Source organism: Sphingobacteriaceae bacterium, assembly GCA_002319075.1.
Lineage (GTDB): Bacteria > Bacteroidota > Bacteroidia > B-17B0 > Aurantibacillaceae > Aurantibacillus.
The window spans coordinates 5,183,175-5,205,605 of sequence record NVQB01000001.1 but is presented as its reverse complement, the minus strand read 5'-3'; the positions used below and the strand labels follow the sequence as shown (position 1 = coordinate 5,205,605).

The window sequence follows — 22,431 nt, the reverse complement described above, 5'->3', positions numbered from 1 at the left end:
ACGGGGGTGTGGATAATCTCAGGTTAGTTTTGCGGCCTGCATTTTTGTTCTACTCAAATCTCAAACTATCAATAGGATCTAAGCGGGAAGCTCGTTGAGCGGGAAGATAGCCACTTAATAAACCCACAATCACACAAATAATAACACCAGTAATAATCCAGAACCAGGGAATAAAGAAGCCAGTGTCTAAAGCAAGGCTTATGAGGTTTCCAATAATAATTCCGAATATAATTCCTATCAATCCGCCCAATACGCATATCACCACACTTTCGATGAGAAATTGATTTTTAATAATGGCTTGTGTAGCACCCATCGCTTTACGGATACCAATTTCGCGGGTGCGTTCGGTTACACTTACCAGCATGATATTCATTAAGCCAATGGCCGCTCCCAGTAATGTTATTAAACCAATTATGGTTGCACCCATGGTGACTTTTTGAAGATTGCCAATTAGCATAGTTGCCAGGTTATCCGATTTTATAATATCGAAATCAGATTTACCAGTGATCGGAATCTTTCTTATTTTTCTGAACAAGCCTTCTGCCTCGTGCAATAAAATGTTTACAAGCGCACTGTTTTTCGTAAGAACATTAATGGTAAAGCTCATATCGGGTCTTCCAAAATACTGGCGCGCAGTGCTGAGAGGTATTAATGTGATCTTATCTCCGCCAAATCCTGAACTATTTCCTTTGGGTTTCAAAACACCAACAACCTTGTATTTGCTGGCACCGATTTTAATAAACTTATCAAGCGCGTTTCCTTTTACCCCGAATAAAGCCTGTTCAACATCTTTACCTATGAGGGTTATATGCGTACTACCGGAAATTTCGGAAGCAGTAAAATTCCTTCCTTTTTCCAGTTCGTAACCCGCAGTCGCAAGATAATTTTCATCGCCACCAAAAACCTGTATGTTGGGATTAGTTTTTACGCTCCCATATTTTAAACGGGCCGAAAAGCTTGCTAAAGTTGAGACAGAAGTGAGTGCAGGGTAGTTAAACTCATTTTTGAAACGTACAGCTTCTTTAAAAGAAATGGCTTCGTAAGTCTTGGCTTTGCGTCCTCTTTTTCCAACACGAATATTAACGTCGGCATTACGAATTGTAAAAGTATTGGCCCCCATGCTGGTGAAATTATCATTGATGCCATTCTTGATAGCGTCGATGGCAGAAAGAATTCCTACTAAAGCCATAATCCCAATGCTAATAATCAGCATGGTAATGACAGCTCTTAACCGATTGGCTTTGATAGAATCAATAGCGATAGAAATATTTTCTTTGACGAAGCTCACGAAAAACAAAATTAAGAATTATAGCGGCGTCACTGAAGATTACTTTACAAGCTGCAATTAAAAGGTGTGAACGGTAGTTGAATTAGGTTTTTCACGCATAAACGACTCACTTAAAAAGATCATTTCACAATTATTTCAAGATTGGTTATTGTTTTTTTCGCTCCATTAAATTTTTCCAGATACCAGCCGCTGTCAGAATCAACTTGTATGGTCCCGATCCATTGCCTTGGAAGAATTCTCGAATTATAGATAAAGTTCCCATTTTCATCGGTTACCACACTAGCAGTGGCATCATTTTCATGTCCTCTTGCTCCAAGTATGATTAAAACTTCCTGATGTGGGATTGGAATATGATGAGAGGTATAAACCGTACCGTTAACATTTGCTCTTTTACAAAAAGAAAAAGTAAGTATGATAAGAGGTATTAAGATCCTGTAACTTCTCATGTATCTAAGATATAAAAAATTAGAAAATCTATAATTTTGTTTTCTTCTTTTTCTTGTTACTTTAGTTCCCTACTAACAATTTAATCTTACATACATGGAGCCAATCATTCACGTAAATTTTCTCGCGATTATTATCGCTGTTGTGGCAAATTTTGTTTTTGGGTTTATCTGGTATACACCTTTATTTGGAAAAGCATGGGCAAAAGAACTTGGCATAACTTTAGAACCTGGACAAAAGCCACCAGCAGGACCTCTCATCAAGGGAATGATTATGAATTTAATAGGGAATTTTTTCCTTGCCTTTGTGTTTTATCATAACATCGCAGTATGGAACCCTATTACCTGGGCGCAACCTGCTGATGGGGGCTTGGCCTGGCAATATGCGTTAACAGCGTCTGGTTTTACCTGGCTTGGATTTTATTTACCTGTTGATTTAAACACGGTTGCCTGGGAAGGAAAATCATGGAAGTTCTTTTTTATAAATACAAGCTATCATTTATTATCGTTAATTTTGGTAGCGATGATCCTCACACATATGATGTTTTAGATTATACGTTTAAAAAAAGCCGCATCCTAAAAATGATGCGGCTTTTTTATTTAAGTTTTTTCACCAGTTCGTCGGGACTAAAAACCGGGAGTTCTGAATCGCGGAAGTCTTTAATATTGCGGGTAACAATACAATCCATTTTTTCCACTGAAGAAGCACAGAAAATTTGCAGGGCATCTTCAAAGTCCTTATGTTTTGATCGTAATCCTTTTTTTATCACATCGGCGTCAACTGAAATAACCTGGATAAACTCCATGAGGTCGGAAAGTATTTCGCGAAGATCTTTCTCTTCTCTGTATTCTTTTAAAAGGTAATGTGTGGTGGCAATCGAGTGTGAGGACGTGAATAAGCGGATTTTTTTCTCTTCTGCTTTTGTAAAAATCTCCAGTGCAAATTTGCTGTATGGTCGCCGATCAGCAATTAAGTCGACAAGAATATTTGTATCGACAAATATTTTTTTCATAAATGTTTCTTTTCTAAATAAGCGCGAAGTTCGTTTTCTTCATCAAAGTTCTTAGGAAGCTTAACCGAGCCAAGTATCTTTTTTAATTTTGGGGAAGGCTCGTTTACAGTATCAAGCGTTAAAGTATCGAGATATGATTCGATCAGTTCGGAGAGACTGCGGCCAGTATTTTTAGCGTACACCTTGGCCCTTTCGATAACGTCTTTTTCGACTGTTAATGTGAGTTTAGTTGTCATATACGTATGTTTTATACAAATATACGTATTTATCGCCGGGTTTCAAAATACTGTATCCGAAGTCGTTTATAAAGCCTGCTAATCGCAGTTAGCATGCTTCTGAGTGTCTATTTTGAGATAATAATTTTTCCTTGCAAGGGAGTCGCAAAGTCGGGCGATAGGACAGTGTAAAAATATATTCCTTTTTCATGTGTACTGAGATCAATCTCTTTTAATGTTGACCCCGAATCCAGTGTGTTGCACTGTATACATTTTCCTGTAAGGTCTTTTAGTTCTAACACCGCTTTTTTAAATGCAGACTCAGAACGTATAAACAATTTACCATTACTGGGATTTGGAAAGATGCAGAGCCTTGGCGTTTCATATTCTTCAATACCAACAGTAGCAAATTTTGCACAATTACGAAAGTACACATAGGTATAGTTCTCTTCCCAACCATTATTACCCCACGTTTCAACCAATTCATTTGTTTTATTGCCATTTGGGTCATACGAGCATAAACTGCGGAACTGATTAGTCCAGTTATTGTTTAAAAAAGCCTGGTTTATGCTGGCATTTATACTACCATTGTTATTATAAATGATCGAATCTTTTTGCGCCGTATGCCAGGCGTTACTATACCAACTTTTAGTAAGAGTTGTAATTAGTAAGCTACTGGAAAAGGTTCTGTTATGTTGTAATGAATTTTGCCAGCTATTTGTGGAGTTTTTCCAGGATTGTTCCAGGCTTTGAATCTGGTTGTGATTTTGATCGTAAGAGTTTAGTGTTTGTATAGAAGGTGCCCAGCTGGAATTAGAAGTAACATAGGTTTCTGTTAGCGAACTAATAAGATCGCCGTTACTGTATGTGTTTGTAGTTCTGTTCCAGGGGAGCCAGGAGTTACTCATTGAATCAAAATAAGTGCCAAGCTTTTGTGCAAGCAAGCCAGTTGTAGTGTAGCTATAATTTGTAATTCCGCCGCTACTCCAATTGTTGCCAGGCAGCTGCCAGAATTTTTCTGCAGAGATCAGGAGCTTTCCATTAGCCGAAGTCGTGAAAGAACTCAAGGTATTGTTTTCCCAATTGTTTGAAGTGTTTAATTTCAAATTGAGAACACTTGTCAAATAGCCGTTGGCGTTAAACGAATTAAAAGTTCTCTGTGCGGTCGTCCATACAGTCGGACTTGTCCAGTGATATTGAAGGTGCGAACTGTCCGCTGTGCATGTAAGGGAATTGGAAGGGTTTTGTGCCAGACCTAAGAAAGAAGAAAGGATAAAAACGAAAATAAGGAGTAGAGTTTTTTTCATCGTACTTGGGTTTAGAAGTTTAAACTAAGTTATGAAAATTTGTCTCTTACTGCTTACCTGACTTTAATAAAAAGGGAGCCAGATATAAATTAAGAATAAATTTCTTTTTTCGCTGCTAACAAGGTATTTTTAATTAATGATGCAATGGTCATAGGACCAACACCACCCGGCACCGGAGTAATATAACTGCATTTTGGCGAGACTTCATCAAACTTAACATCGCCTTTTAATTTAAAGCCACTCTTTGTTTCAGTACTAGGAACGCGTGTTGTGCCAACATCTATAACAACTACGCCCTCTTTAACCATATCTGCTTTTAAAAATTCAGGCTGACCAAGTGCGCAAATAATGATGTCGGCGTTTAAGGTATGAGATTTTAAATCTTTGGTTTTGCTGTGACAAAGCGTAACAGTGCAATTTCCCAAATTTGTATTTTTAGCAAGCAATATACTCATGGGTGAACCTACTATATTACTGCGGCCAATTACCACACAATTTTTCCCGCTTGTTTCAATCTTATACCTATTGAGCAGATCTAAAATGCCGTTAGGCGTTGCGCTCACGTAGCAGGGCAGGTTAAGAACCATTCTTCCCACATTTATAGGATGAAAACCATCTACATCTTTTTTTGGATCAATGGCTTCGATTATTTTTTGTTCACTAATATGTTTAGGAAGAGGTAATTGAACTATAAAACCATCTACATCAGGATTACTATTCAAAGCGTGAACGGTCTCCAGTAATTTTTCCTGAGTAACACCAGCTTCTAAACGAATAAGCGAAGATTTAAATCCTACATTCTCGCAGGCTTTTATTTTGCTCGCAACGTAAGTTTCGCTACCCCCGTCGTTACCCACTAACACAGCGGCGAGGTGAGGCTGTTTCATTCCGGAAGAAATTATGTTCTTTACTTTAATAGCTATTTCTTCTTGTATCTGTAAAGAGATTTTTTTTCCGTCGATTAACTGCATTAGTTTTTTGTGTAGTAAGTGAAATCAGTATCTATAATATTAACCCTTTGGCATACCTTTTGGCATAGCACGCATCATTTTTGCCATGGCATTCTTATCATTCATCATGCGCATCATTTTGCGTGTGTCTTCAAACTGTTTTAAAAGTTTGTTTACCTCCTGTATACCTTGTCCGCTGCCTTTAGCCACACGTTGTCTGCGAGACCCATTGATCAATTCAGGTTTACTGCGTTCTTCGGGAGTCATACTAAAAATGATAGCTTCAATTCCTTTAAATGCATTTTCATCAATATCCATATCTTTAACAGCCTTTCCCATACCAGGGATCATCCCAACGAGGTCTTTAATGTTCCCCATTTTTTTGATCTGGTGTAATTGATTCAGGAAGTCGTTAAAGTCGAATTTATTGGTAGCGATTTTTTTATTGAGTTTGCGGGCTTCCTCTTCGCTGAATTGTTCCTGGGCACGTTCAACGAGGGTTACCACGTCACCCATTCCCAAAATACGGTCAGCCATACGCTCCGGATAAAAAACATCCAAAGCATCCATTTTTTCGCCAGTACCAATAAATTTAATAGGTTTATTTACAATGCTCTTAATTGAAAGAGCAGCTCCACCACGGGTATCACCATCTAATTTGGTTAAGATAACACCGTCAAAATCCAACCGTTCGTTGAAGGCTTTAGCAGTATTTACCGCATCCTGACCGGTCATACTGTCCACAACAAACAGGATCTCATTTGGTTTTACCGCTTTTTTAAGTTCGGCAATTTCGGTCATCATTTGTTCGTCAACCGCCAAACGGCCGGCTGTATCTATCAATACAACACTATTGCCATTTTCCTTTGCTTGTTTTATTGCAGCTTCAGCAATTTTAATGGGGTTTTTTTCTTCCTTGTTACTGAATACTTCAACCTCAATTTGCTCTCCGAGCACATGCAGTTGGTCAATTGCAGCAGGACGGTAAACGTCGCAAGCTACCATTAAAGGTTTTTTACCTTTTTTTGATTTTAAATAAAGCGCAAGTTTTCCGGTAAAAGTTGTTTTACCAGAACCCTGCAAGCCACTCATTAAAATAACGGTAGGATTTCCGCCCAGGTATATATCTTCTTTTGTACCACCCATTAAAAGGGCAAGCTCGTCGTGTGTAATTTTAATTAAGAGCTGACCCGGCGACAAGGAGGTAAGCACATTTTGTCCAAGAGCTTTCTCTTTTACTGTGTCGGTAAATGTTTTGGCAACTTTGTAGTTAACGTCGGCATCCAGCAAGGCTTTGCGCACTTCTTTCAACGTTTCTGCCACGTTTATTTCTGTAATCTGTCCCTGACCTTTTAATACTTTAAATGCGCGGTCGAGCTTATCCTGTAAATTATCAAACATTGCAATTAATTTTTAGAGGCATAAAGGTAAGAAAAAAAATAGTGCATTAGTTTTTACGCTTCACTTTAAAAAGCCAGGTAACACCTAAGTGAGTGCCAATATAACTTAAGGGCCCTTTTAGTTTCATAAAATCAGTTGTTTGGTAGGTGCTAAAAGACGAGTATGTATCGCCTTTGAACTCGGTGATGGTAAATGCCGGGGTGTAATAAAAGTAGTTGACGCTTCCGTCTAGCGCCAGATCAGCCCATTTGCCTTTAACAAGTATAAATTTTATAGCTAATTCGGGAACTATTGAGGCATAACTTATAGTACTTCCATCCATCCAGGAGTCTTGTTCTCTTCCGTTATTGTCAGAATAGCTAATAACTGGACTATAGCTGTAAGATAAGAACCCACCACCAAAATTAATTTTGGGCTGAATAATACACCTTGTGCCGAGTTTAAAATATCCAGAAATGCAGCCATAAACCGCTCCTCTAACTAACAACACTTCTTCAGGTATGTAATTTTTATATACCCTTTTGCCAGCAAAATGGCCCATTATTGAGTCGGCGAGCAATTGGTTGTTCAATTTATAAAAACCGTAATCCATGCCGAGGCCTAATCCTAATTTTTCTTTAAAATAACCCTCTATGTTAAATCGGAAACTACCGCCTGATTTATACTTTCCCAATAGATTTTCCTTATCAGATTTCTTTGAAATGGTTCCGGTGGGGTAGGCTGGACCACCGCCAAAACTAACGCTAAGAAAATGATACTTTTTAGCTGGAAGGGTTGATTGTGATAAGGCAAATAATGGCAGCCACACGAGTGACGCAAAGAGAAGCTTCATAATGGCTAATTATTTTGAGTGACCAAATATAAAAGTTTTTTTAGTCTGGGTTTTTGGAAGTGTAAAAAAGTTTGTTCAACAAACACTGACTAAAGTAATGGTATATAATTTGTGATAAAATGTATGGTAAGACCAAATTTTTGCTATAATTTTACTTGCTATGAACCACGAATACTATATGCAGCAAGCCCTTGAGCAGGCCAGATTAGGCTGGCCGAAGGTGGCGCCAAATCCTATGGTGGGTTCGGTTATTGTAAAAAATAACGAAATAATTTCGAGTGGCTACCATCAAAAATTCGGTGAAGCTCACGCAGAAGTAAATGCTATAGCAAACCTGCCGTCTACCGTTTTACCGGCTGAATGCACGCTGTATGTGACTTTGGAGCCTTGCAGTCATTATGGTAAAACGCCGCCCTGTGCAGATCTTATTATTGCAAAAGGATTTAAAAACGTGGTTGTGGGGTGTAAAGATCCTAATCCTTTGGTGGCCGGAAGAGGGATTCTTAAACTTGAGAGCGCAGGAATAAAGGTAATTTCAGGTGTTTTAGAAAAGGAGGTACGTGCTCAAAATAAACGGTTCATTCGTTTTTTTGAAGAAAAGCGTCCCTACTACATTATGAAGTGGGCTATTACGGCTGACGGCTATATCAGCAAATTTCCCGTTCCAAAAATAAGAGAAGAGAATTATATTACCCACCGCGATGCGCAGGTTTACGTGCATGAGATGCGTTCGGAGGTGATGGGTATTTTCGTTGGAAAACACACCGTCTTGAATGATAATCCCCATTTAACAACAAGATTGGTAAAAGGAGAAAATCCTGTAAGAATTTTTATTGATAGAAATCTTGAGGTTTCCAGGGACTTTAATATTTATAATCAGGATGCGAAAACTATCGTTTTTAATGCTAAAAAAAACGCTGTTGAAAGTAATATTCAGTTTATCAAGCTGAATTTTGAAGACGATATTCTTTCACAAGTTAACGCTAAGCTGTATGAGCAGCAAATACAGAGTGTGCTTGTGGAAGGAGGAGCATTTTTGATTAACGAGTTTCTGAAAAATGATCTTTGGGACGAAGTGTTGGTTTTTCAGAACCCGGATCTCTATTTTCGCGAAGGCCTAAAAGCACCTGTTTTCGCATTAAAAAACACATTCGACTTAGTGGGCAGTGATAAACTTTACCATCATTTTCGCCACGAGAGTTTAACTGCAAATGGGGCGTTTGAGAAAGAAATATTTTAAAGTGCCCATACTTTTCAAGAATTGACTACTCATAACTTTGAGCTTTCTAACAATTTTAAGTGCATTTTAGCTGAAAAAAGCGTATATTTGCGCCTCCAAAAGAGTAAAAAGGACAAAAATTTAAATAATTGCAATAATATACGTTTCACATTTTGTATATTAAGATTCTTATAGTATATTTGCGTCCCTTTTAAAAGGAATTTAATTTTAAGATAAAGATTTATATCATGTCACGTATTTGTCAGTTAACAGGAAAAAAAGCGATGGGTGGAAACAAAGTATCGTTTTCAAACACTAAAACCCGTCGTCAGTTTAAAGTAAATTTAAAACGCAAGCGTTTCTTTATTCCGGAAACTAACGAGTGGATCGTATTACGCGTATCTACTTCGGCGATCAAAAATATTAACAAGAAAGGCATTAGTGCCTGTTTAAAAGAAGCCAAAGCTAACGGCCTTCTTGCATAATTTAAAACAATAAGAGAGAGTCATGGCAAAAAAAGGCAATAGAATCCAAGTAATTTTAGAGTGTACCGAGCATAAAGAAAGCGGTAAACCGGGAACTTCCCGCTATATCACTACTAAAAACAAAAAAAATACAACTGAGCGTATTGAATTGAAAAAATATAATTCAGTTTTAAAACGCATGACAGTTCACAAAGAAATTAAATAATCCCTTTTAAAATTTTTATACAATGGCAAAGAAGGTAGTTGCAACGCTAAAAAGTGGTAAAGGAAAAGACTTTACTAAAGTTATTAAAATGGTAAGATCAGAAAAAACTGGTGCTTACAATTTCAAAGAAGAGATCGTTCATAACGATCACATTGCTGATTTCTTAAAATCAAAATAAGAATCAATTTATGAATTTTTAAAAGAATTCTTTCCTTTAAATGGGAAAGAATTTTTTGTTTTGTGTAAGTTCGTAAAGGATTTGCAGACATTTAAAATCTAATCCTTATCACTATGAGTTTTTTCTCAAAACTATTTACCAAAGAAAATAAAGAAAGCCTTGATCAGGGACTGGCTAAGAGCAAAGAGAGTTTTTTTGGAAAAATAACCAAAGCCATTGCCGGAAAAAGTACTGTAGATGCTGATGTTCTGGATAACCTGGAAGAAATTCTGATTATGGGTGACGTGGGTGTAGGAACTACCATAAAAATTATTCAACGCATCGAAGAACGCGTAAAACGTGATAAGTATGTTGGTACCAGCGAACTTAATACGATTTTAAAGGAAGAGATTGTTAATCTCCTTTCTGAAAATAATAAAACGCCCGCTCACTTTTCCGAACCACTGAAACAAAAACCCCATGTTATTATGGTGGTTGGAGTAAATGGGGTTGGTAAGACAACCAGCATTGGAAAGATTGCACACCATTACAAACAGGCAGGCAAGTCTGTTATTTTGGGCGCTGCAGACACTTTTAGAGCTGCAGCGGTAGAACAGTTAATTATTTGGGGCGAAAGGGTAGGAGTGCCGGTGGTTAACCAGGGCATGGGTGCTGATCCTGCAAGTGTGGCCTTTGATACTTTGAGTAGTGCGAAAGCGAAAGATGCTGATGTAGTAATTATTGATACAGCCGGACGACTGCATAATAAAGTCAATTTAATGAACGAGTTGACTAAGATTAAGAATGTGATGAAAAAGGTTGTTCCTGACGCGCCACACGAAATATTGTTAGTATTGGATGGAAGCACTGGTCAGAACGCCATAGAACAATGCAAACAGTTCACGGCAGCTACAGATGTAAATGCTTTGGCTGTAACAAAATTAGATGGCACGGCTAAGGGTGGTGTGGTTATTGGGATTTCAGATGAATTTAAAATTCCTGTAAAGTATATTGGCGTAGGAGAAAAGATGACTGATCTTCAAGTATTCAGCGCTCCTGAGTTCGTAGACAGCTTGTTTAGTAAATAGTATTTTTAGTAATAAGAGAAGTAGGTTGTCGTTAAATTTTGCCCGTTATAGAGGCATATCTCTTTTATAGGAAATCTTTGTTCGTTATAAGTTCTGGAGTAAGAATACTAATTTACATTGTTATAATACACTGCTTCAGACTTTAGAAGCTCGTGTAGATTTTCTGGGATTGTTAAACCTGCGTTAAAACTTTTACCTGCTAAATTGATGGTTTGACTATGGATGTAAAGTTTTCTTGATATGAGAACACTTAATGAATCGTAAATTAGTGTTGAATCTAAATCTTGAGTGTAAAAATTTATTGTTGTATGTTTTTCATACTATGATATAAAAAATAAAAAAAACACGCATAACCTCCTTTAAAAAATGTTGTGCGTGTTCTTTATGCTTTTTACCTACGCTTTTATAGCCAGTCCACCAACGGCAATATCATTGGCTTTGCAAAATTTAATAAGTAGCATTTCTGCATCTACTTTTTCTTTTTCAGCGGCAGCATGTTCTGCATCCCAAAGCACACGGGCTTTGTCGTATTTTTCTTTATCGTTTTGAATGCGATCGGCTTTAATAAACGAATCAAAGAGCGCTGTAATAACAGTAGCTGCATTTTCATCTTTGCCTTTTACCCTTTCTAAAAGCTCAGCACGTTTTTTAAAACTGATAAGATCAGTGTTTGGAATGTTGTAATGCTCTGCAAACCTGAAAAGGTATTGCATCAATACGTTTTTTGTGTCGTTCTCCATACTCGTAGTTTTTAATTATTAATTAATAAAAAGAAAAAAACGCAAGCGTTTATGAGTAGAAATATAGCTATTTTTATTTTGTGAAGGAAATTCCAGCCAAAATTATTAAAATTCTGTTCTACATCTTTTTACTTTCATCCTTTTCGATTAGTGCTCAAATTAAAATTTATCCAAACACTAATTATTTTATTCGCGAAGATTATTTAACTGACAATAAAAAACTCGATAGTCTTGACCGATTTATTGATTCTCTGCTCATGAGATTTATGCAGGATCCTGAAGTTGCAGGTATTAGCATTGGAATTTTAAAGAAAGGAGAAAGTTATTTTTACAACTATGGTGAAATAAAAAAAGGCTCGAAAATTTTAGCAGACAAAACTACCATCTACGAGATTGGTGCCTTAACTACCAGCTTCACCGGACTTCTATTAACTCAGGCAATCTTAGAAAAGACTATAGATACAAATGCAGACATTAGAGACTATTTGCCAGGAAAATACTCTTCTTTAGAAGTTAATAGGGTACCAATACTTGTAAAGCACCTGGCAAACCATACAAGTGGACTTGCGACTACGCCAGAAGATTTAAAATCAATGGTTTCTTACGATTCCTTAAATCCATACGCAAGTTATAGTAAGGAGATGATTCTCTCATATCTGAAAAATACCAAACCAAAAACAGTTCCTGGAAGCGAATGCAATTACTCTAATGTAGGAATGGCAGTTTTAGGAATTATTCTTGAAGAGATTTATAAAAAGTCATTTAATGAATTAGTAGCAGAGAAAATTTGTTTGCCCTTGGGATTAAAAAACACAAGCACTGTGATTGATGCCGAGCAGATTAGAAAATTATCCACAGGATACAATCAGGATGGTAATTTTACCCCCGCCTGGAAGCTTGGCGGATTCGAGGCTGCCGGGTCTCTAAAGTCGAATACAGAAGATTTGCTTTTATATTTGGATTATCTTCTGCACCAAAAAGACAAAGCCGCCAGAATAGTAATTCAACCAACATTTAATGGAAGACCTAAAGTGGCCACTACCTGGTATTTAAGCCAAACTAAAAAGAAAACCACTCTCATTTCACAAAGCGGCGTTACATATGGCTTTGGAGCATTTAGTGGATTTATTCCGGAAAAAAACTGTGCCGTGGTACTACTCTCCAATACAAACCGAAGCCTTGATTTTTTGGCTCTAGCACTTTTTAATTATTTACAAAAATGAAAGTAGAAGAACTCGTTAACTATTTGAATTTAAGTCCACACCCTGAGGGTGGCTTTTACAAAGAAGCTTACAGATCAGCAGGAACAATCTCAAAAGAGTCATTGCCCGAAGAATTTGGTGGTGATAGAAATTTTGCGACAGCGATTTATTTCCTGATTGAGAAAAATAATTTTTCTGCGCTTCATAAAATTAAAAGCGACGAGACCTGGCATTTTTATTCGGGAGATGCTTTAGAAGTTATTGAAATCAATGAGCAAGGAGAGTTAAAAATAACTCTAGTAGGAAATAAAATGGACGAGGGACAGGTTTTTCAATATACCGTTAAAGCCAATACCTGGTTTGGATCGCGCGTTCAGCAAGGTGGTGAGTGTGCGCTAGTCGGCTGCACCGTAGCCCCTGGATTTAATTTTGCAGATTTTGAGATGGCGGGACGCCATTCATTAATTTCGCTATATCCTCAGCACAAAACCATCGTAGAAGAAATGACGCGCTAAGGTTCACCAGGAAATAGTTTTCGTTCGGGTTGGTGTAATAGCTCCGTTTTCGTACATGTCAATGATTGCGGTGCTGTGCCCTATGAAAACAGTATGTATGTCACTTTTAACAGGAAAATTCACATAAAATTCCTTTTGCGAAGGGCTTTGGTTGGTGATATACCATCCTGTTTGCGATCCTGAGAAGGCAGTTACACTTCCGTTATTGTCGAGTGTTCGCACTACAACCCTGAGACTCGATTTATCACCGATAATGGCGCACATACTATAAGCATTTCTAAGGATGTCCTTCAGACTATCCGGTTTAATAGTGATGGTATCATTTCTCAAAATATTTCCGCCATAATTTCCAAAGGCAGGATAGCTGGTAGGACAATTTCCGCAAGGACCACCGCAATCCACAGCGGATTCTCCCTGATTTTGAATTCCATCTGAACAAGTAGCACATTTGGAACATTTGCCACCACAGTCTACAGAAGTTTCGTTTTGATTGAGGATACCATCTGAACAAGTTCCAGAGTTACTTGAATTCTTTTTACAAGCGCCAAGTAGAAATAATGTGTAGCTAAGAAGTAGGAATGCTTTAATTTTCATATCATGTAAGTTTTAATTAGGATTGTAACTAAGCGCACATTTAGATTACACAGCCGCTAAATAGAATAACATTCATAGTTTGGCATTTTGGGATCACAATAAATATATAAACTTCATTTCGATTAATCGCTCCATCTCAAAAAAACCGATTTACTTTTTTACCAATCCGCTTATATAAAAACAGCTGCGGTAATCTAAAGACTCCAGCTAATTTGTTTAGTTCTCGTAGGCGTAGTTGCGCCGTATTCGAAAAATTCGATGAGTGCTGAACCGCTGTTTTTTAAAAATATTTGTACGTCGCAATTTACCTGTCCACTTGCGTTAAACTCTTGTGCATTGTTTTGGAAATTACCAATAGCCCAGCCAGTTTGAGTGCCACCATAAATGCTCCATACACCTCCAGAAAGTGAAGTGATTTTTACCTTAAGCAAACCATTGGCAGGTAAATTTGCACATAAACTATATTTATAAGAAGGTTGAGCAACCGGAGTAGTCATACCTTTTAAAGTGATGGTGTCGTTTCTGAAAACATCAGGACCATAAAGTCCATTCATTGGATAAATTATAGCGCAATTTGCACAAGGACCACCGCAATCTATTGCCGTCTCTCCCTGATTTTGAATTCCATCAGTACAGGAAACACAAGCAGGACAAGGACCGCCACAATCGACACCGGGTTCATTTTGATTTTGTATACCATCGATACAGGTAGGACAATTTGTACACGGGCCACCACAATCTACGCCCGTTTCACTCTGGTTCTGTTGGTTATCAGAGCAGGTGCCCGAAGGTGAGCAAGCATTAATAAATGATAAAAAGAGGATTACTACTACTGCACTGATTATTTTTTTCATGGGTATATTTTTTGAGTTTGGGACGCAATGTAAGAAACTATTCTTAAACACACCTAAAATTATTAGCGATCAGAATTAGTCAGACCTAAATAGAATCCAGAACTTGTTTTAAAACAGTCAGGCTCTTCAAAAGCTCTGCATTCGTAATAGTCAATGGTGGCGCTATGCGCATAGCGGTATTACAAAATAAAAACCAATCGGTAATCAGTCCACTTTCAATGCAGGATTTAATTACTTTCATATTGATGGCTTCGTCTTTAAAGTCAATAGCACCTAAAGCTCCGTGAACACGTAGTTCTTTTATAAGTGAATGTTTTAAATTGCCGAGAATCAATTTTTCAATTTCGTTGGCTCGTGAAACTAATTTTTCTTCAATGATAACTTCTAAACTTGCTTGCGCTGCAGCCACGCAGACTGCATTCCCACCAAAAGTATTTATGTGACCCAGAACTGGATTAGATATAAGGCCGGACATAATTTCCTGTGAAGAAATAAACGCTCCGATGGGGAGTCCACCGCCCATGCCTTTTGCAATCAATAAGATGTCAGGAATAATGTTGTAGTATTCAAAAGCAAATAAAGTGCCCGTTCGGCCAAAGCCAGTTTGAATTTCATCAAAGATGAGAAGTACGTTGAGTTCAGAACATTTTTTTCTTAGAGCTTTTAAAAAATCAGGATCTGCTTTTCGAATGCCTGCTTCGCCCTGTATAGGTTCTATAATAACAGCGGCAGTTCTATTTGATATAAGATCGAGTTCTGAAAGGGTATTAAATTCTAAATGCTTAACGTCGGGCAGGAGGGGACGAAAACTGTTTTTGAAATATTCATCACCCATCATACTCAGGGCGCCATGCGTACTTCCATGGTAAGCGTTTTTGAAAGAAATTAATTCTGTTCGTCCGGTAGCGCGTTTGGCTAGTTTTAGCGCACCTTCCACAGCCTCGCTTCCTCCGGTTGTAAAATAAACAGTATTGAGTTGTGCTGGTAATAGTTTACTTAGAGTAGTTGCGTAAAGCACTTGCGGCCCCTGGTTAAATTCACCGTAGACCATGAGGTGCATGTATTTATTTGCCTGTTCGTTTATTGCCGAAATAACTTTTGGATGACAATGTCCGATATTGCTGACAGAAATTCCGCTAATCAAGTCGATGTATTCTTTCCCATCGGCATCGGTGAGGATTGATCCTTTCGCGGAAACAATGTTAACGTCTACTCCCGATAAAGGAAGGTCGGAAGTTTGGGCTACATGTCTTAAAAATAGTTCGCGTTGGTTCATGTTTTTAACACAGAGACACGGAGCAACAGAGGTCACGGGGTTTATTCAGCGACTTAATTCTTCGAATCTTATTGATTTTGTTTTACTAAATTAATGAATAACTCCCGGTCTTTTCTTGGTTTAATTGAATTGTAGCAGCGTTCGAAAGTTTTTACTTTTAAGGTTCCGGTGATGTAAGTAAGGTATTCTTCTTTGTTACCACCAAAAGGAGGTTTGTCTGTATTTAATTTATCATCGAATAAAACGCCCACGAGTTTACCTCCGGGATTTAAAAGTTGTTCTATTTTTTTGAAATAAGTACTCCTCAGTTTCGGATCAAGGGCGCAGAAAAAAGTCTGTTCGATTATCAGATCATAGGTCTCGACTACGCTCGACCTGACATCGACTACGCTCGACCTGACATCTCCTATGCTTGACTTGACATCTCCTATGCTTGACTTGACATCGACTACGCTTGACTTGACATCTCCTACGCTCGACTTGACATTTCCTATGCTTGACTTGACATCTCCTATGCTCGAGCTGACATCTGCTATGTTTGACTTGATATTATTAAGCTGAAAGAAATCCACTAGTAATAAATTTTCTGATTTAAACGTGGGACATCTTTTCTTCAAATTCTTTAGAGGTTCTAAAGCTATGTCACAAACATACACATTGGTGAAACCATTCTTTACAAGGTATTCAGCTTCGTGTGCGTTACCGGCACCCGGAATAAGAATTTTTACCTCTTTATTGAATAGTTGGTCGAAATAGGTTTGAAGTGGTATCGTTATTGTTCCTGCATCCCAGGCGAAATCGTTAGTAAGATATCGCTCATTCCAATATTCAGGACTAAGAAATTGAGTCATTGTTTTCGGAAACTTTTAAGCGAACAGATTCCACACTTTGACGATTACGTTTTATAATAGTAATGTCGTACCCGTCTTTCTGGCGCTTTTCGTTGATGGCAGGAATTCTGCCGAAAATGACGTTAATGTAGCCTGAAACTGTTTCGTATTGTGGGTTTTCGGGAAGTGCAATTGGTAAGGCCTGATTTACGTCAGTTATTGGAGCTTGTGCATTCACAATAAATTCAGTATCACTTTTCTTTTCTACGTTTGGCATTTCCTCATCATGTTCATCCTGAATCTCGCCCACAAGTTCTTCAATAATGTCTTCCATGGTAACAAGTCCGGCTGTAGAACCGAATTCATTTGTAACAATGGCCATCTGGTAATGGTGTTTTTGAAAATCGCGTAAAAGTTCATTGATCTTCATGCTTTCCGGAATAAAATGCACCGGGCGCATAATCTCTTTTAAACTTTTGAATTTGTTATCTATTAATGCTTTTAATAAATCTTTACTGTGAACGATGCCTACAATATTGTCAATATCACCCAGGTAAATCGGAAGCCTGGAAAATCCTTCTTCAATAACACGTTTGGTTACTTCGTGTCTACCTAACTCTACATCAATTGCTACGACACGGTTTTGGGGAACCATCACCTGTTTTACAATACGATCATCAAAATCAAATACGTTTTGAATGAGTTCATTCTCACTCGGTTTAATGGCGCCACCTTCTTCACTTTCAGTTAAGATCAAGCGTAATTCTTCCTCAGAGTGAAAGTCTTCTTCGCCTACTTTTTTTACACCGATTATGCGTAGCACAAGATTAGAGGTTTGGTTGAGGAACCAGATAAAAGGAGCACATATGAAATAAAAGATCCTCAAAGGCCATGCTATAATAAGAATGGCTTCAGTACAATATTTTATTCCAATCATTTTTGGGATCTGTTCACCAATGGTAACATGAAAAAAGGTAAGAAGTGTTAGGGCTATAGTTAAAGAAATACCGTGGTTGGTTACGTTTTGTAAACTTGGAAAAACATTTTGTATCAAATGCGAAATAGTTTCTTCTCCTATTGCACCTAAAGCAAGAGATGCCAGCGTAATTCCTAATTGAGTAGCGGATAAATAAGCATCTAGTTTTTCGAGTAAGCTTTTAGCTAATTTAGCTCTGCTGCTGCCTCTTTGAACTTTTACATCCAATTGTGAAGCGCGTACTTTTACCAAAGCAAACTCTGCTGCTACAAAAAAGCCATTTGTAAGAATCAGTAAAAAGGTAATAAAAAGATCGCCGGTCATATATTAAGTAGTAAAGATAAGAAATTGTACAAATCAGGATTTTATATCCAGTTTTTTCAATTGCTCTTCTTTTAATGTGATAATTTGTTTGAGAAGTTTTATCTCTGTATTGAGTTCGTTAGCGGTTTTTGTATCGTCGTCGCCGGTCCAAAGCTTGTTAATATAAAAGGGTTTTTCGGAGGGGTTAAACTTAAAGCCTTCAGTCCTAAAAAAACTGTATAAGGGCACCCTCAATGCTTTTGAAATAGCTTCGAGGTTTCGTAATTCAAGGGTTTTATTCGTAAGTTCCATTGTAAGACCATCCTCTGTCATGTGCAGGTATTCAGCCAGCTGAGTGAAGGTGTAATTCTCTTTCGAGAGTATTTCAATGACTTTAGATTTAATATCCATATTACAAAATTATAATAATCCTGAGATTGCACTAATAAAAAAAGCCGGTGTTATTAACCGGCTTTTCAGTGTATCTATATAAAAGACTAATCTTTTTTATCTTTATTGTTTTGGATTTTTTCGCGGATACGTGCCGCTTTACCAGTACGATCACGAAGATAGAATAATTTAGCACGACGAACGATACCAACTTTATTCACTTCGATTTTATCAATAAAAGGAGATGCGATAGGGAAGATACGCTCAACGCCTACACTGTTACTCATCTTACGAACTGTGAAAGATGCAGTAGCTCTTTCGTTTTTGCGTTGAATAACAACACCTGTAAATTGTTGGACACGTTCTTTATCACCCTCTTTAATTTTGTATGAAACAGTGATTGTGTCTCCTGCTTTAAAAGAAGGATGTTTGTGATTTGCAGTAAGCTGCGTTTTTACGTAGTCTAATAAAATGCTCATTTTATCTTTTTTTATTTATGAATTGTTCCAGCATACTTTACCTTGTGTAAACAGCGGCTTGAAACAGGGAGGCAAATATACAATTAATTTTGTAAAAAGAAGCAAATTTAATCTGAATTTTCCAGTTTTAGTCTCGTTTTAAGCTTGGATTTTGAGAAAATGGCTGATTTAGGGAGTGTGCAAGAATGTACTAAAAAGAATGGTTCTCAAGTAGCGGTCACTGGGTGATTTTATGCGGAAGTCTGCACAATAGGATAACTGACACTAATGAGCTATATTTATAAATGAAACTTTTAAAGATTTTACCCATCTCATTTTTGGCCCTTTCACTTAGCAGTCAAACCATTCCGCAAACCATTAATGTTCCGCCACTGCATCCCGACCCGAATGTGCTCTTTACCGTTATGCATTTTGACTCGCCTGTAAAAAATCAGTTCAGTATTCTTTATTATTATTTTGTATCGGGCAGCGTACTTTCTCCTGGCGAGTTTGTTCAGGATACTGGGTCAGTAGTGTTTAAAGACAAAAACTGGAAGGAACCGATTCAAAATAGTACCAGTGCTTTGCTGATAAAGCGCCAGGTACTGGATGTTACAGGCAAAGAATTGTCCAGCGAAGAGCATTTACTTTCTCTGCGGAAGCTCGACCCTCAAAGCAACTATAAACTTTATTTTCCTAAAAACGCTAAGGAGCCTGTTGTAACAAACCGAACTACACTCACAAAAAGTATTTATAATGTTCAACAATTGCCAAATATGACCGACGAAGAACAGTTGGTTTTGGTAAAGTTTTGTGCCAGGTATATTCCTGTTGACCCCAACACTCAGGCAGCGCAAGTAGATAAATCGCGACAAAACGGGTGGACTAATCCAACCATAGTGGATGATTTTAAGGACATGAAGAAGCAATTTAAAGCTATTGGTGATGCACGTAAATCTATGAGAGGCGATTTACCGCGCGGAGAGAAAGTTCAAACACGTTTTTCGGTGGGCGAACTAACTTATGTGGTAACAAAAAGTAAAGGTACTAGCGAGTATCTGAAGTTTTATCTATCCGAGAATGATCTGGCATTTGAGTGTCTTGATTCAGCGAAAATCAACGGTGATGTATTGGTAACATCTGTGGCAGTTGCTTATAACATGAAAGCTCAACCGGTAGGCGCTTTTACAAACTTTCACTACAAATACAAAGACGAGAAGGGCGAAGAGATAAGCAGGCAATATTCTTTTGTTATGGATCCAGAATTTAAAATACATGGTTGGATACATTCTACAGGAAAAGATAAACTCAATTCTTTGTCACCTGAAATGTGCTGGTTTGAAGGCAATAAATTTTATGTGCTCAGCGATAACCGTGAAAAAATCTTTAAAACATACGCCCAGGTGCATGAGTTTACGTTAGGTGGCGAAGCGAAATTGGTTTTTCCGGCAAATGATGAAGAAAAGGGAAGTGAAAAGACCAAGTATGTTAGCACCTTTCAACCGCCAGTACCCATTAATGCTTCGCAGGTAACACCTGTTCCTGAAAGATATGTGCCACTCTACGCGCTCACTTCGGGTGGAACGAAGTACTTTATTGCCGAAGGTGTAAAATATAACGACGCAATTAAAGCGAATGAATATCTCACCGTAAAGATCTACAGATTTGAATCCACCGGCAAGCTTACAAACATCGATATTCTGGGCGATTATCGTTCTAACAGACCCTTCCCTCTGACACCGATCGTTAAGAATAATCAGAGTGAATATTTCTTGTTAGAATATCCTATCCGTGTTCAACTTGCCATCAGTCCTGAAAAGGCAGGACTCTCTCAGATAACCGATGACCGCAATTTTTTAATTGAAACCAGTGAGGGAGGCTTTGTGAAACATGCTCCAAACGGCAGTCTCATGCTAAAGAAACAGGGGATAGGGAATAAGATGGAAATACTATATTATGCTGGAGGAAATTAGCGATTATACAAGAGGTACTTATTCATGTATGGGAGTCAATTAAATGAATATTACGGAGTGAACACCTAGACCGGGCACATGCGTTAATTTAAGTTGTTGCTTTTCGTTCCACCCTTTCCTTTACAGCATTTTTGAGAAACTTTTATTAAATCATGTTGAATTTTTTTGCAAGCTAACTCTCTGTTTTTTTAGGTACTCGGGCATTTAACGACACAATTCACAAATTGTTAAAAAATAGCTTGTGCTATGCCTCATTATTTCAAGGCTAACACTACCTTTGCAGTCGAAAAAACTTTATTATTTATGTCTCAAGTTGAACATATTACCTGCCTGATCATAGGATCCGGTCCTGCTGGCTATACTGCTGCTATTTATGCTGCCCGTGCCGATCTTAAACCTGTTTTATACACGGGCTTAACACCAGGCGGACAGTTGACTGAAACCACTGAAGTAGATAACTTTCCCGGGTATCCGAAAGGAATTACCGGGCCTGTGTTAATGGAAGATTTAAAATCTCAGGCTGAACGTTTTGGTACACAAGTGCGTTTTGGAATTGTAACAAAAGCAGATTTAAGTGTTAGTCCAAAACGTTTATGGATAGACGAAACAACTGAGATTACTGCTGATACCGTTATTATTTCGACAGGAGCAAGTGCTAAGTGGTTAGGACTTCCAAACGAAACACGTTTACGTATGAACGCAGGCGGTGTGAGTGCTTGTGCAGTTTGCGACGGATTCTTTTTTAAAGGTCAGGAAGTTGCAATTGTTGGAGCAGGGGATACTGCCGCTGAAGAAGCAACCTACCTGTCAAAACTTTGCAAAAAGGTGTACATGATTGTTCGTAAAGGAGAAGGTGAAATGCGTGCCAGTAAAGCAATGCAGCACCGTGTGATGAATACACCCAATATTGAAATTTTATGGGATTCAGAAACAGCCGATGTTTTAGGGCAGGATGCGGTTGAAGGAGTTGTTGTAAAAAATAACAAAACAGGAGAAACTAAAACACTCAATGTTACTGGGTTTTTTGTGGCTATAGGTCATAAACCAAATACAGATATTTTTAAAGGACAATTAACGATGGACGAGCTTGGTTACTTGCAAGTAATTCCGGGAAGTTCAAAGATGAATATTGATGGCGTTTTCGCAGTAGGCGATTGTGCAGACAAAACTTACCGTCAGGCTGTAACGGCTGCTGGAAGTGGTTGTATGGGCGCGCTGGATGCAGAACGTTATCTGGCAGCCGCTGAAATTCATTAGTCCATTTCATACTGAATGAGAGGGTTGTTAACCTTCTCATTTAATCTGTTGATAACTTCTGACACCTTCTTATTTGACTTATTGCAGCTTTTTGACAACCTTTAAGCTATGGTAAGCGAAAATATCGATCATCTGAATAATTCTGCTGATTTTGAAAATAGAATTTCAATCAGGGAGATGCATGAGGAAATGAATGAGTATAAGGCTACCAAAAAAACGGTGAACGACCTTCTTAACTACAAACGCTCTCTGATTGATATTGAAAACAGTGATTTTGATAAGATCAACGAAATCAAGGGAAAAGCAATTGATGCGATTAATAACCTGTTTAACGATATTATCAATACAAAAAAGTAATCAGTTTATTTTTTTAGTATTATAGAGATTTGTGCGTTTTAAAATGCCAATCGATCTCTTTTTAGCGTTTTCCACAAAAAAAAATAAATTCCCCACAATTGCC

General features: G+C 37.8%; 27 protein-coding genes. 11 read left to right on the top strand and 16 right to left on the bottom strand.

Annotated features, from left to right (window positions below; all coding sequences use genetic code 11):
* Nucleotides 1-49: 49 nt before the first annotated feature.
* Both CNR22_22545 and CNR22_22540 read right to left on the bottom strand, forming a co-directional pair.
* Nucleotides 50-1,213, bottom strand: coding sequence for an ABC transporter (locus tag CNR22_22545; protein PBQ34979.1), 1,164 nt, complete (start codon nt 1,211-1,213; stop codon nt 50-52).
* A 194-nt stretch (nt 1,214-1,407) separates the two neighbouring features.
* Nucleotides 1,408-1,734, bottom strand: coding sequence for a hypothetical protein (locus tag CNR22_22540; protein PBQ34438.1), 327 nt, complete (start codon nt 1,732-1,734; stop codon nt 1,408-1,410).
* Nucleotides 1,735-1,828: 94 nt separating this feature from the next.
* Here CNR22_22540 and CNR22_22535 point away from each other — a divergent pair, with 94 nt between their 5' ends.
* Nucleotides 1,829-2,281, top strand: a complete 453-nt coding sequence (locus tag CNR22_22535; GenBank protein ID PBQ34437.1) for a hypothetical protein — start codon at nt 1,829-1,831, stop codon at nt 2,279-2,281.
* A gap of 46 nt (nt 2,282-2,327) precedes the next feature.
* Here the strand turns inward: CNR22_22535 and CNR22_22530 are convergent, their stop codons facing one another.
* The 6 genes from CNR22_22530 to CNR22_22505 all read right to left on the bottom strand — a co-directional run bounded on the left by CNR22_22530 (nt 2,328) and on the right by CNR22_22505 (nt 7,449).
* A complete protein-coding gene (locus CNR22_22530; protein ID PBQ34436.1) occupies nt 2,328-2,744 on the bottom strand; it encodes a PIN domain nuclease in 417 nt (138 codons plus the stop codon).
* Nucleotides 2,741-2,980, bottom strand: a complete 240-nt coding sequence (locus tag CNR22_22525; GenBank protein ID PBQ34435.1) for a hypothetical protein — start codon at nt 2,978-2,980, stop codon at nt 2,741-2,743. The genes CNR22_22530 and CNR22_22525 overlap by 4 nt, the downstream gene beginning before the upstream one ends.
* A 107-nt stretch (nt 2,981-3,087) precedes the next feature.
* Entirely contained in the window at nt 3,088-4,266 is a 1,179-nt protein-coding gene (locus CNR22_22520; GenBank protein PBQ34434.1) for a hypothetical protein, read from the bottom strand.
* An 89-nt stretch (nt 4,267-4,355) separates the two neighbouring features.
* The gene (locus CNR22_22515) at nt 4,356-5,237 is read right to left on the bottom strand and encodes a bifunctional 5,10-methylene-tetrahydrofolate dehydrogenase/5,10-methylene-tetrahydrofolate cyclohydrolase (GenBank protein ID PBQ34433.1); all 882 of its coding nucleotides are present in this window, start codon (nt 5,235-5,237) and stop codon (nt 4,356-4,358) included.
* Nucleotides 5,238-5,276: 39 nt separating this feature from the next.
* The gene (locus tag CNR22_22510; protein PBQ34432.1) at nt 5,277-6,617 is read right to left on the bottom strand and encodes a signal recognition particle protein; all 1,341 of its coding nucleotides are present in this window, start codon (nt 6,615-6,617) and stop codon (nt 5,277-5,279) included.
* Between the two features lie 46 nt (nt 6,618-6,663).
* A complete protein-coding gene (locus CNR22_22505; GenBank protein ID PBQ34431.1) occupies nt 6,664-7,449 on the bottom strand; it encodes a hypothetical protein in 786 nt (261 codons plus the stop codon).
* A gap of 160 nt (nt 7,450-7,609) precedes the next feature.
* On the opposite strand from CNR22_22505, the gene ribD reads away from it, so the two are divergent.
* From ribD to CNR22_22480, 5 genes are all read left to right on the top strand, one after another.
* The gene (ribD, locus tag CNR22_22500; protein PBQ34430.1) at nt 7,610-8,689 is read left to right on the top strand and encodes a riboflavin biosynthesis protein RibD; all 1,080 of its coding nucleotides are present in this window, start codon (nt 7,610-7,612) and stop codon (nt 8,687-8,689) included.
* Nucleotides 8,690-8,916: 227 nt separating this feature from the next.
* Nucleotides 8,917-9,153, top strand: coding sequence for a 50S ribosomal protein L28 (locus CNR22_22495; GenBank protein ID PBQ34429.1), 237 nt, complete (start codon nt 8,917-8,919; stop codon nt 9,151-9,153).
* A 22-nt stretch (nt 9,154-9,175) separates the two neighbouring features.
* The gene (gene rpmG / locus CNR22_22490) at nt 9,176-9,358 is read left to right on the top strand and encodes a 50S ribosomal protein L33 (protein ID PBQ34428.1); all 183 of its coding nucleotides are present in this window, start codon (nt 9,176-9,178) and stop codon (nt 9,356-9,358) included.
* Nucleotides 9,359-9,380: 22 nt separating this feature from the next.
* Complete coding sequence (locus CNR22_22485) at nt 9,381-9,536, top strand: DUF4295 domain-containing protein (GenBank protein ID PBQ34427.1); 156 nt, start codon at nt 9,381-9,383, stop codon at nt 9,534-9,536.
* Between the two features lie 113 nt (nt 9,537-9,649).
* Nucleotides 9,650-10,603, top strand: a complete 954-nt coding sequence (locus tag CNR22_22480) for a signal recognition particle-docking protein FtsY (GenBank protein PBQ34426.1) — start codon at nt 9,650-9,652, stop codon at nt 10,601-10,603.
* Between the two features lie 395 nt (nt 10,604-10,998).
* Here CNR22_22480 and CNR22_22475 read toward each other — a convergent pair whose 3' ends face one another.
* The gene (locus tag CNR22_22475; protein ID PBQ34425.1) at nt 10,999-11,343 is read right to left on the bottom strand and encodes a hypothetical protein; all 345 of its coding nucleotides are present in this window, start codon (nt 11,341-11,343) and stop codon (nt 10,999-11,001) included.
* Nucleotides 11,344-11,423: 80 nt separating this feature from the next.
* Here CNR22_22475 and CNR22_22470 point away from each other — a divergent pair, with 80 nt between their 5' ends.
* Nucleotides 11,424-12,566 carry a hypothetical protein gene (locus CNR22_22470; protein ID PBQ34424.1) on the top strand — a complete coding sequence of 381 codons (1,143 nt, stop codon included), beginning with the start codon at nt 11,424-11,426 and terminating at the stop codon, nt 12,564-12,566.
* Entirely contained in the window at nt 12,563-13,060 is a 498-nt protein-coding gene (locus CNR22_22465) for a hypothetical protein (GenBank protein ID PBQ34423.1), read from the top strand. The genes CNR22_22470 and CNR22_22465 overlap by 4 nt, the downstream gene beginning before the upstream one ends.
* Nucleotides 13,061-13,063: 3 nt before the next feature.
* Here the strand turns inward: CNR22_22465 and CNR22_22460 are convergent, their stop codons facing one another.
* From CNR22_22460 to CNR22_22430, 7 genes are all read right to left on the bottom strand, one after another.
* Entirely contained in the window at nt 13,064-13,654 is a 591-nt protein-coding gene (locus CNR22_22460) for a hypothetical protein (GenBank protein ID PBQ34422.1), read from the bottom strand.
* Nucleotides 13,655-13,848: 194 nt separating this feature from the next.
* Nucleotides 13,849-14,508, bottom strand: coding sequence for a hypothetical protein (locus CNR22_22455; protein PBQ34421.1), 660 nt, complete (start codon nt 14,506-14,508; stop codon nt 13,849-13,851).
* Nucleotides 14,509-14,593: 85 nt separating this feature from the next.
* Nucleotides 14,594-15,784 carry an aspartate aminotransferase family protein gene (locus CNR22_22450; GenBank protein PBQ34420.1) on the bottom strand — a complete coding sequence of 397 codons (1,191 nt, stop codon included), beginning with the start codon at nt 15,782-15,784 and terminating at the stop codon, nt 14,594-14,596.
* A gap of 68 nt (nt 15,785-15,852) precedes the next feature.
* A complete protein-coding gene (locus tag CNR22_22445) occupies nt 15,853-16,635 on the bottom strand; it encodes an SAM-dependent methyltransferase (protein ID PBQ34419.1) in 783 nt (260 codons plus the stop codon).
* On the bottom strand, nt 16,619-17,914 hold the full coding sequence (locus CNR22_22440; protein ID PBQ34418.1) for a hemolysin: 1,296 nt from the start codon (nt 17,912-17,914) through the stop codon (nt 16,619-16,621). The genes CNR22_22445 and CNR22_22440 overlap by 17 nt, the downstream gene beginning before the upstream one ends.
* A gap of 33 nt (nt 17,915-17,947) precedes the next feature.
* Nucleotides 17,948-18,304, bottom strand: coding sequence for a hypothetical protein (locus tag CNR22_22435; GenBank protein ID PBQ34417.1), 357 nt, complete (start codon nt 18,302-18,304; stop codon nt 17,948-17,950).
* A gap of 86 nt (nt 18,305-18,390) precedes the next feature.
* Entirely contained in the window at nt 18,391-18,762 is a 372-nt protein-coding gene (locus CNR22_22430) for a 50S ribosomal protein L19 (GenBank protein PBQ34416.1), read from the bottom strand.
* Between the two features lie 284 nt (nt 18,763-19,046).
* On the opposite strand from CNR22_22430, the gene CNR22_22425 reads away from it, so the two are divergent.
* From CNR22_22425 to CNR22_22415, 3 genes are all read left to right on the top strand, one after another.
* Nucleotides 19,047-20,714, top strand: a complete 1,668-nt coding sequence (locus tag CNR22_22425) for a hypothetical protein (protein PBQ34415.1) — start codon at nt 19,047-19,049, stop codon at nt 20,712-20,714.
* Between the two features lie 303 nt (nt 20,715-21,017).
* Nucleotides 21,018-21,971 (top strand): thioredoxin-disulfide reductase, encoded by a 954-nt coding sequence (gene trxB / locus CNR22_22420; protein PBQ34414.1) that lies wholly within the window; start codon nt 21,018-21,020, stop codon nt 21,969-21,971.
* A 108-nt stretch (nt 21,972-22,079) separates the two neighbouring features.
* Nucleotides 22,080-22,328: a hypothetical protein gene (locus tag CNR22_22415; GenBank protein ID PBQ34413.1), complete on the top strand. Its 249-nt coding sequence runs from the start codon at nt 22,080-22,082 to the stop codon at nt 22,326-22,328.
* Nucleotides 22,329-22,431 lie beyond the last annotated feature (103 nt).

Excerpts from the sequence above, each read along its gene's own strand:
- CNR22_22545 (PBQ34979.1), bottom strand. The coding sequence starts at position 1,213 with ATGCTGATTATTAGCATTGGGATTATGGCTTTAGTAGGAATTCTTTCT.
- CNR22_22540 (PBQ34438.1), bottom strand. The coding sequence starts at position 1,734 with ATGAGAAGTTACAGGATCTTAATACCTCTTATCATACTTACTTTTTCT.
- CNR22_22535 (PBQ34437.1), top strand. The coding sequence starts at position 1,829 with ATGGAGCCAATCATTCACGTAAATTTTCTCGCGATTATTATCGCTGTT.
- CNR22_22530 (PBQ34436.1), bottom strand. The coding sequence starts at position 2,744 with ATGAAAAAAATATTTGTCGATACAAATATTCTTGTCGACTTAATTGCT.
- CNR22_22525 (PBQ34435.1), bottom strand. The coding sequence starts at position 2,980 with ATGACAACTAAACTCACATTAACAGTCGAAAAAGACGTTATCGAAAGG.
- CNR22_22520 (PBQ34434.1), bottom strand. The coding sequence starts at position 4,266 with ATGAAAAAAACTCTACTCCTTATTTTCGTTTTTATCCTTTCTTCTTTC.
- CNR22_22515 (PBQ34433.1), bottom strand. The coding sequence starts at position 5,237 with ATGCAGTTAATCGACGGAAAAAAAATCTCTTTACAGATACAAGAAGAA.
- CNR22_22510 (PBQ34432.1), bottom strand. The coding sequence starts at position 6,617 with ATGTTTGATAATTTACAGGATAAGCTCGACCGCGCATTTAAAGTATTA.
- CNR22_22505 (PBQ34431.1), bottom strand. The coding sequence starts at position 7,449 with ATGAAGCTTCTCTTTGCGTCACTCGTGTGGCTGCCATTATTTGCCTTA.
- ribD (PBQ34430.1), top strand. The coding sequence starts at position 7,610 with ATGAACCACGAATACTATATGCAGCAAGCCCTTGAGCAGGCCAGATTA.
- CNR22_22495 (PBQ34429.1), top strand. The coding sequence starts at position 8,917 with ATGTCACGTATTTGTCAGTTAACAGGAAAAAAAGCGATGGGTGGAAAC.
- rpmG (PBQ34428.1), top strand. The coding sequence starts at position 9,176 with ATGGCAAAAAAAGGCAATAGAATCCAAGTAATTTTAGAGTGTACCGAG.
- CNR22_22485 (PBQ34427.1), top strand. The coding sequence starts at position 9,381 with ATGGCAAAGAAGGTAGTTGCAACGCTAAAAAGTGGTAAAGGAAAAGAC.
- CNR22_22480 (PBQ34426.1), top strand. The coding sequence starts at position 9,650 with ATGAGTTTTTTCTCAAAACTATTTACCAAAGAAAATAAAGAAAGCCTT.
- CNR22_22475 (PBQ34425.1), bottom strand. The coding sequence starts at position 11,343 with ATGGAGAACGACACAAAAAACGTATTGATGCAATACCTTTTCAGGTTT.
- CNR22_22465 (PBQ34423.1), top strand. The coding sequence starts at position 12,563 with ATGAAAGTAGAAGAACTCGTTAACTATTTGAATTTAAGTCCACACCCT.
- CNR22_22460 (PBQ34422.1), bottom strand. The coding sequence starts at position 13,654 with ATGAAAATTAAAGCATTCCTACTTCTTAGCTACACATTATTTCTACTT.
- CNR22_22455 (PBQ34421.1), bottom strand. The coding sequence starts at position 14,508 with ATGAAAAAAATAATCAGTGCAGTAGTAGTAATCCTCTTTTTATCATTT.
- CNR22_22450 (PBQ34420.1), bottom strand. The coding sequence starts at position 15,784 with ATGAACCAACGCGAACTATTTTTAAGACATGTAGCCCAAACTTCCGAC.
- CNR22_22445 (PBQ34419.1), bottom strand. The coding sequence starts at position 16,635 with ATGACTCAATTTCTTAGTCCTGAATATTGGAATGAGCGATATCTTACT.
- CNR22_22440 (PBQ34418.1), bottom strand. The coding sequence starts at position 17,914 with ATGACCGGCGATCTTTTTATTACCTTTTTACTGATTCTTACAAATGGC.
- CNR22_22435 (PBQ34417.1), bottom strand. The coding sequence starts at position 18,304 with ATGGATATTAAATCTAAAGTCATTGAAATACTCTCGAAAGAGAATTAC.
- CNR22_22430 (PBQ34416.1), bottom strand. The coding sequence starts at position 18,762 with ATGAGCATTTTATTAGACTACGTAAAAACGCAGCTTACTGCAAATCAC.
- CNR22_22425 (PBQ34415.1), top strand. The coding sequence starts at position 19,047 with ATGAAACTTTTAAAGATTTTACCCATCTCATTTTTGGCCCTTTCACTT.
- trxB (PBQ34414.1), top strand. The coding sequence starts at position 21,018 with ATGTCTCAAGTTGAACATATTACCTGCCTGATCATAGGATCCGGTCCT.
- CNR22_22415 (PBQ34413.1), top strand. The coding sequence starts at position 22,080 with ATGGTAAGCGAAAATATCGATCATCTGAATAATTCTGCTGATTTTGAA.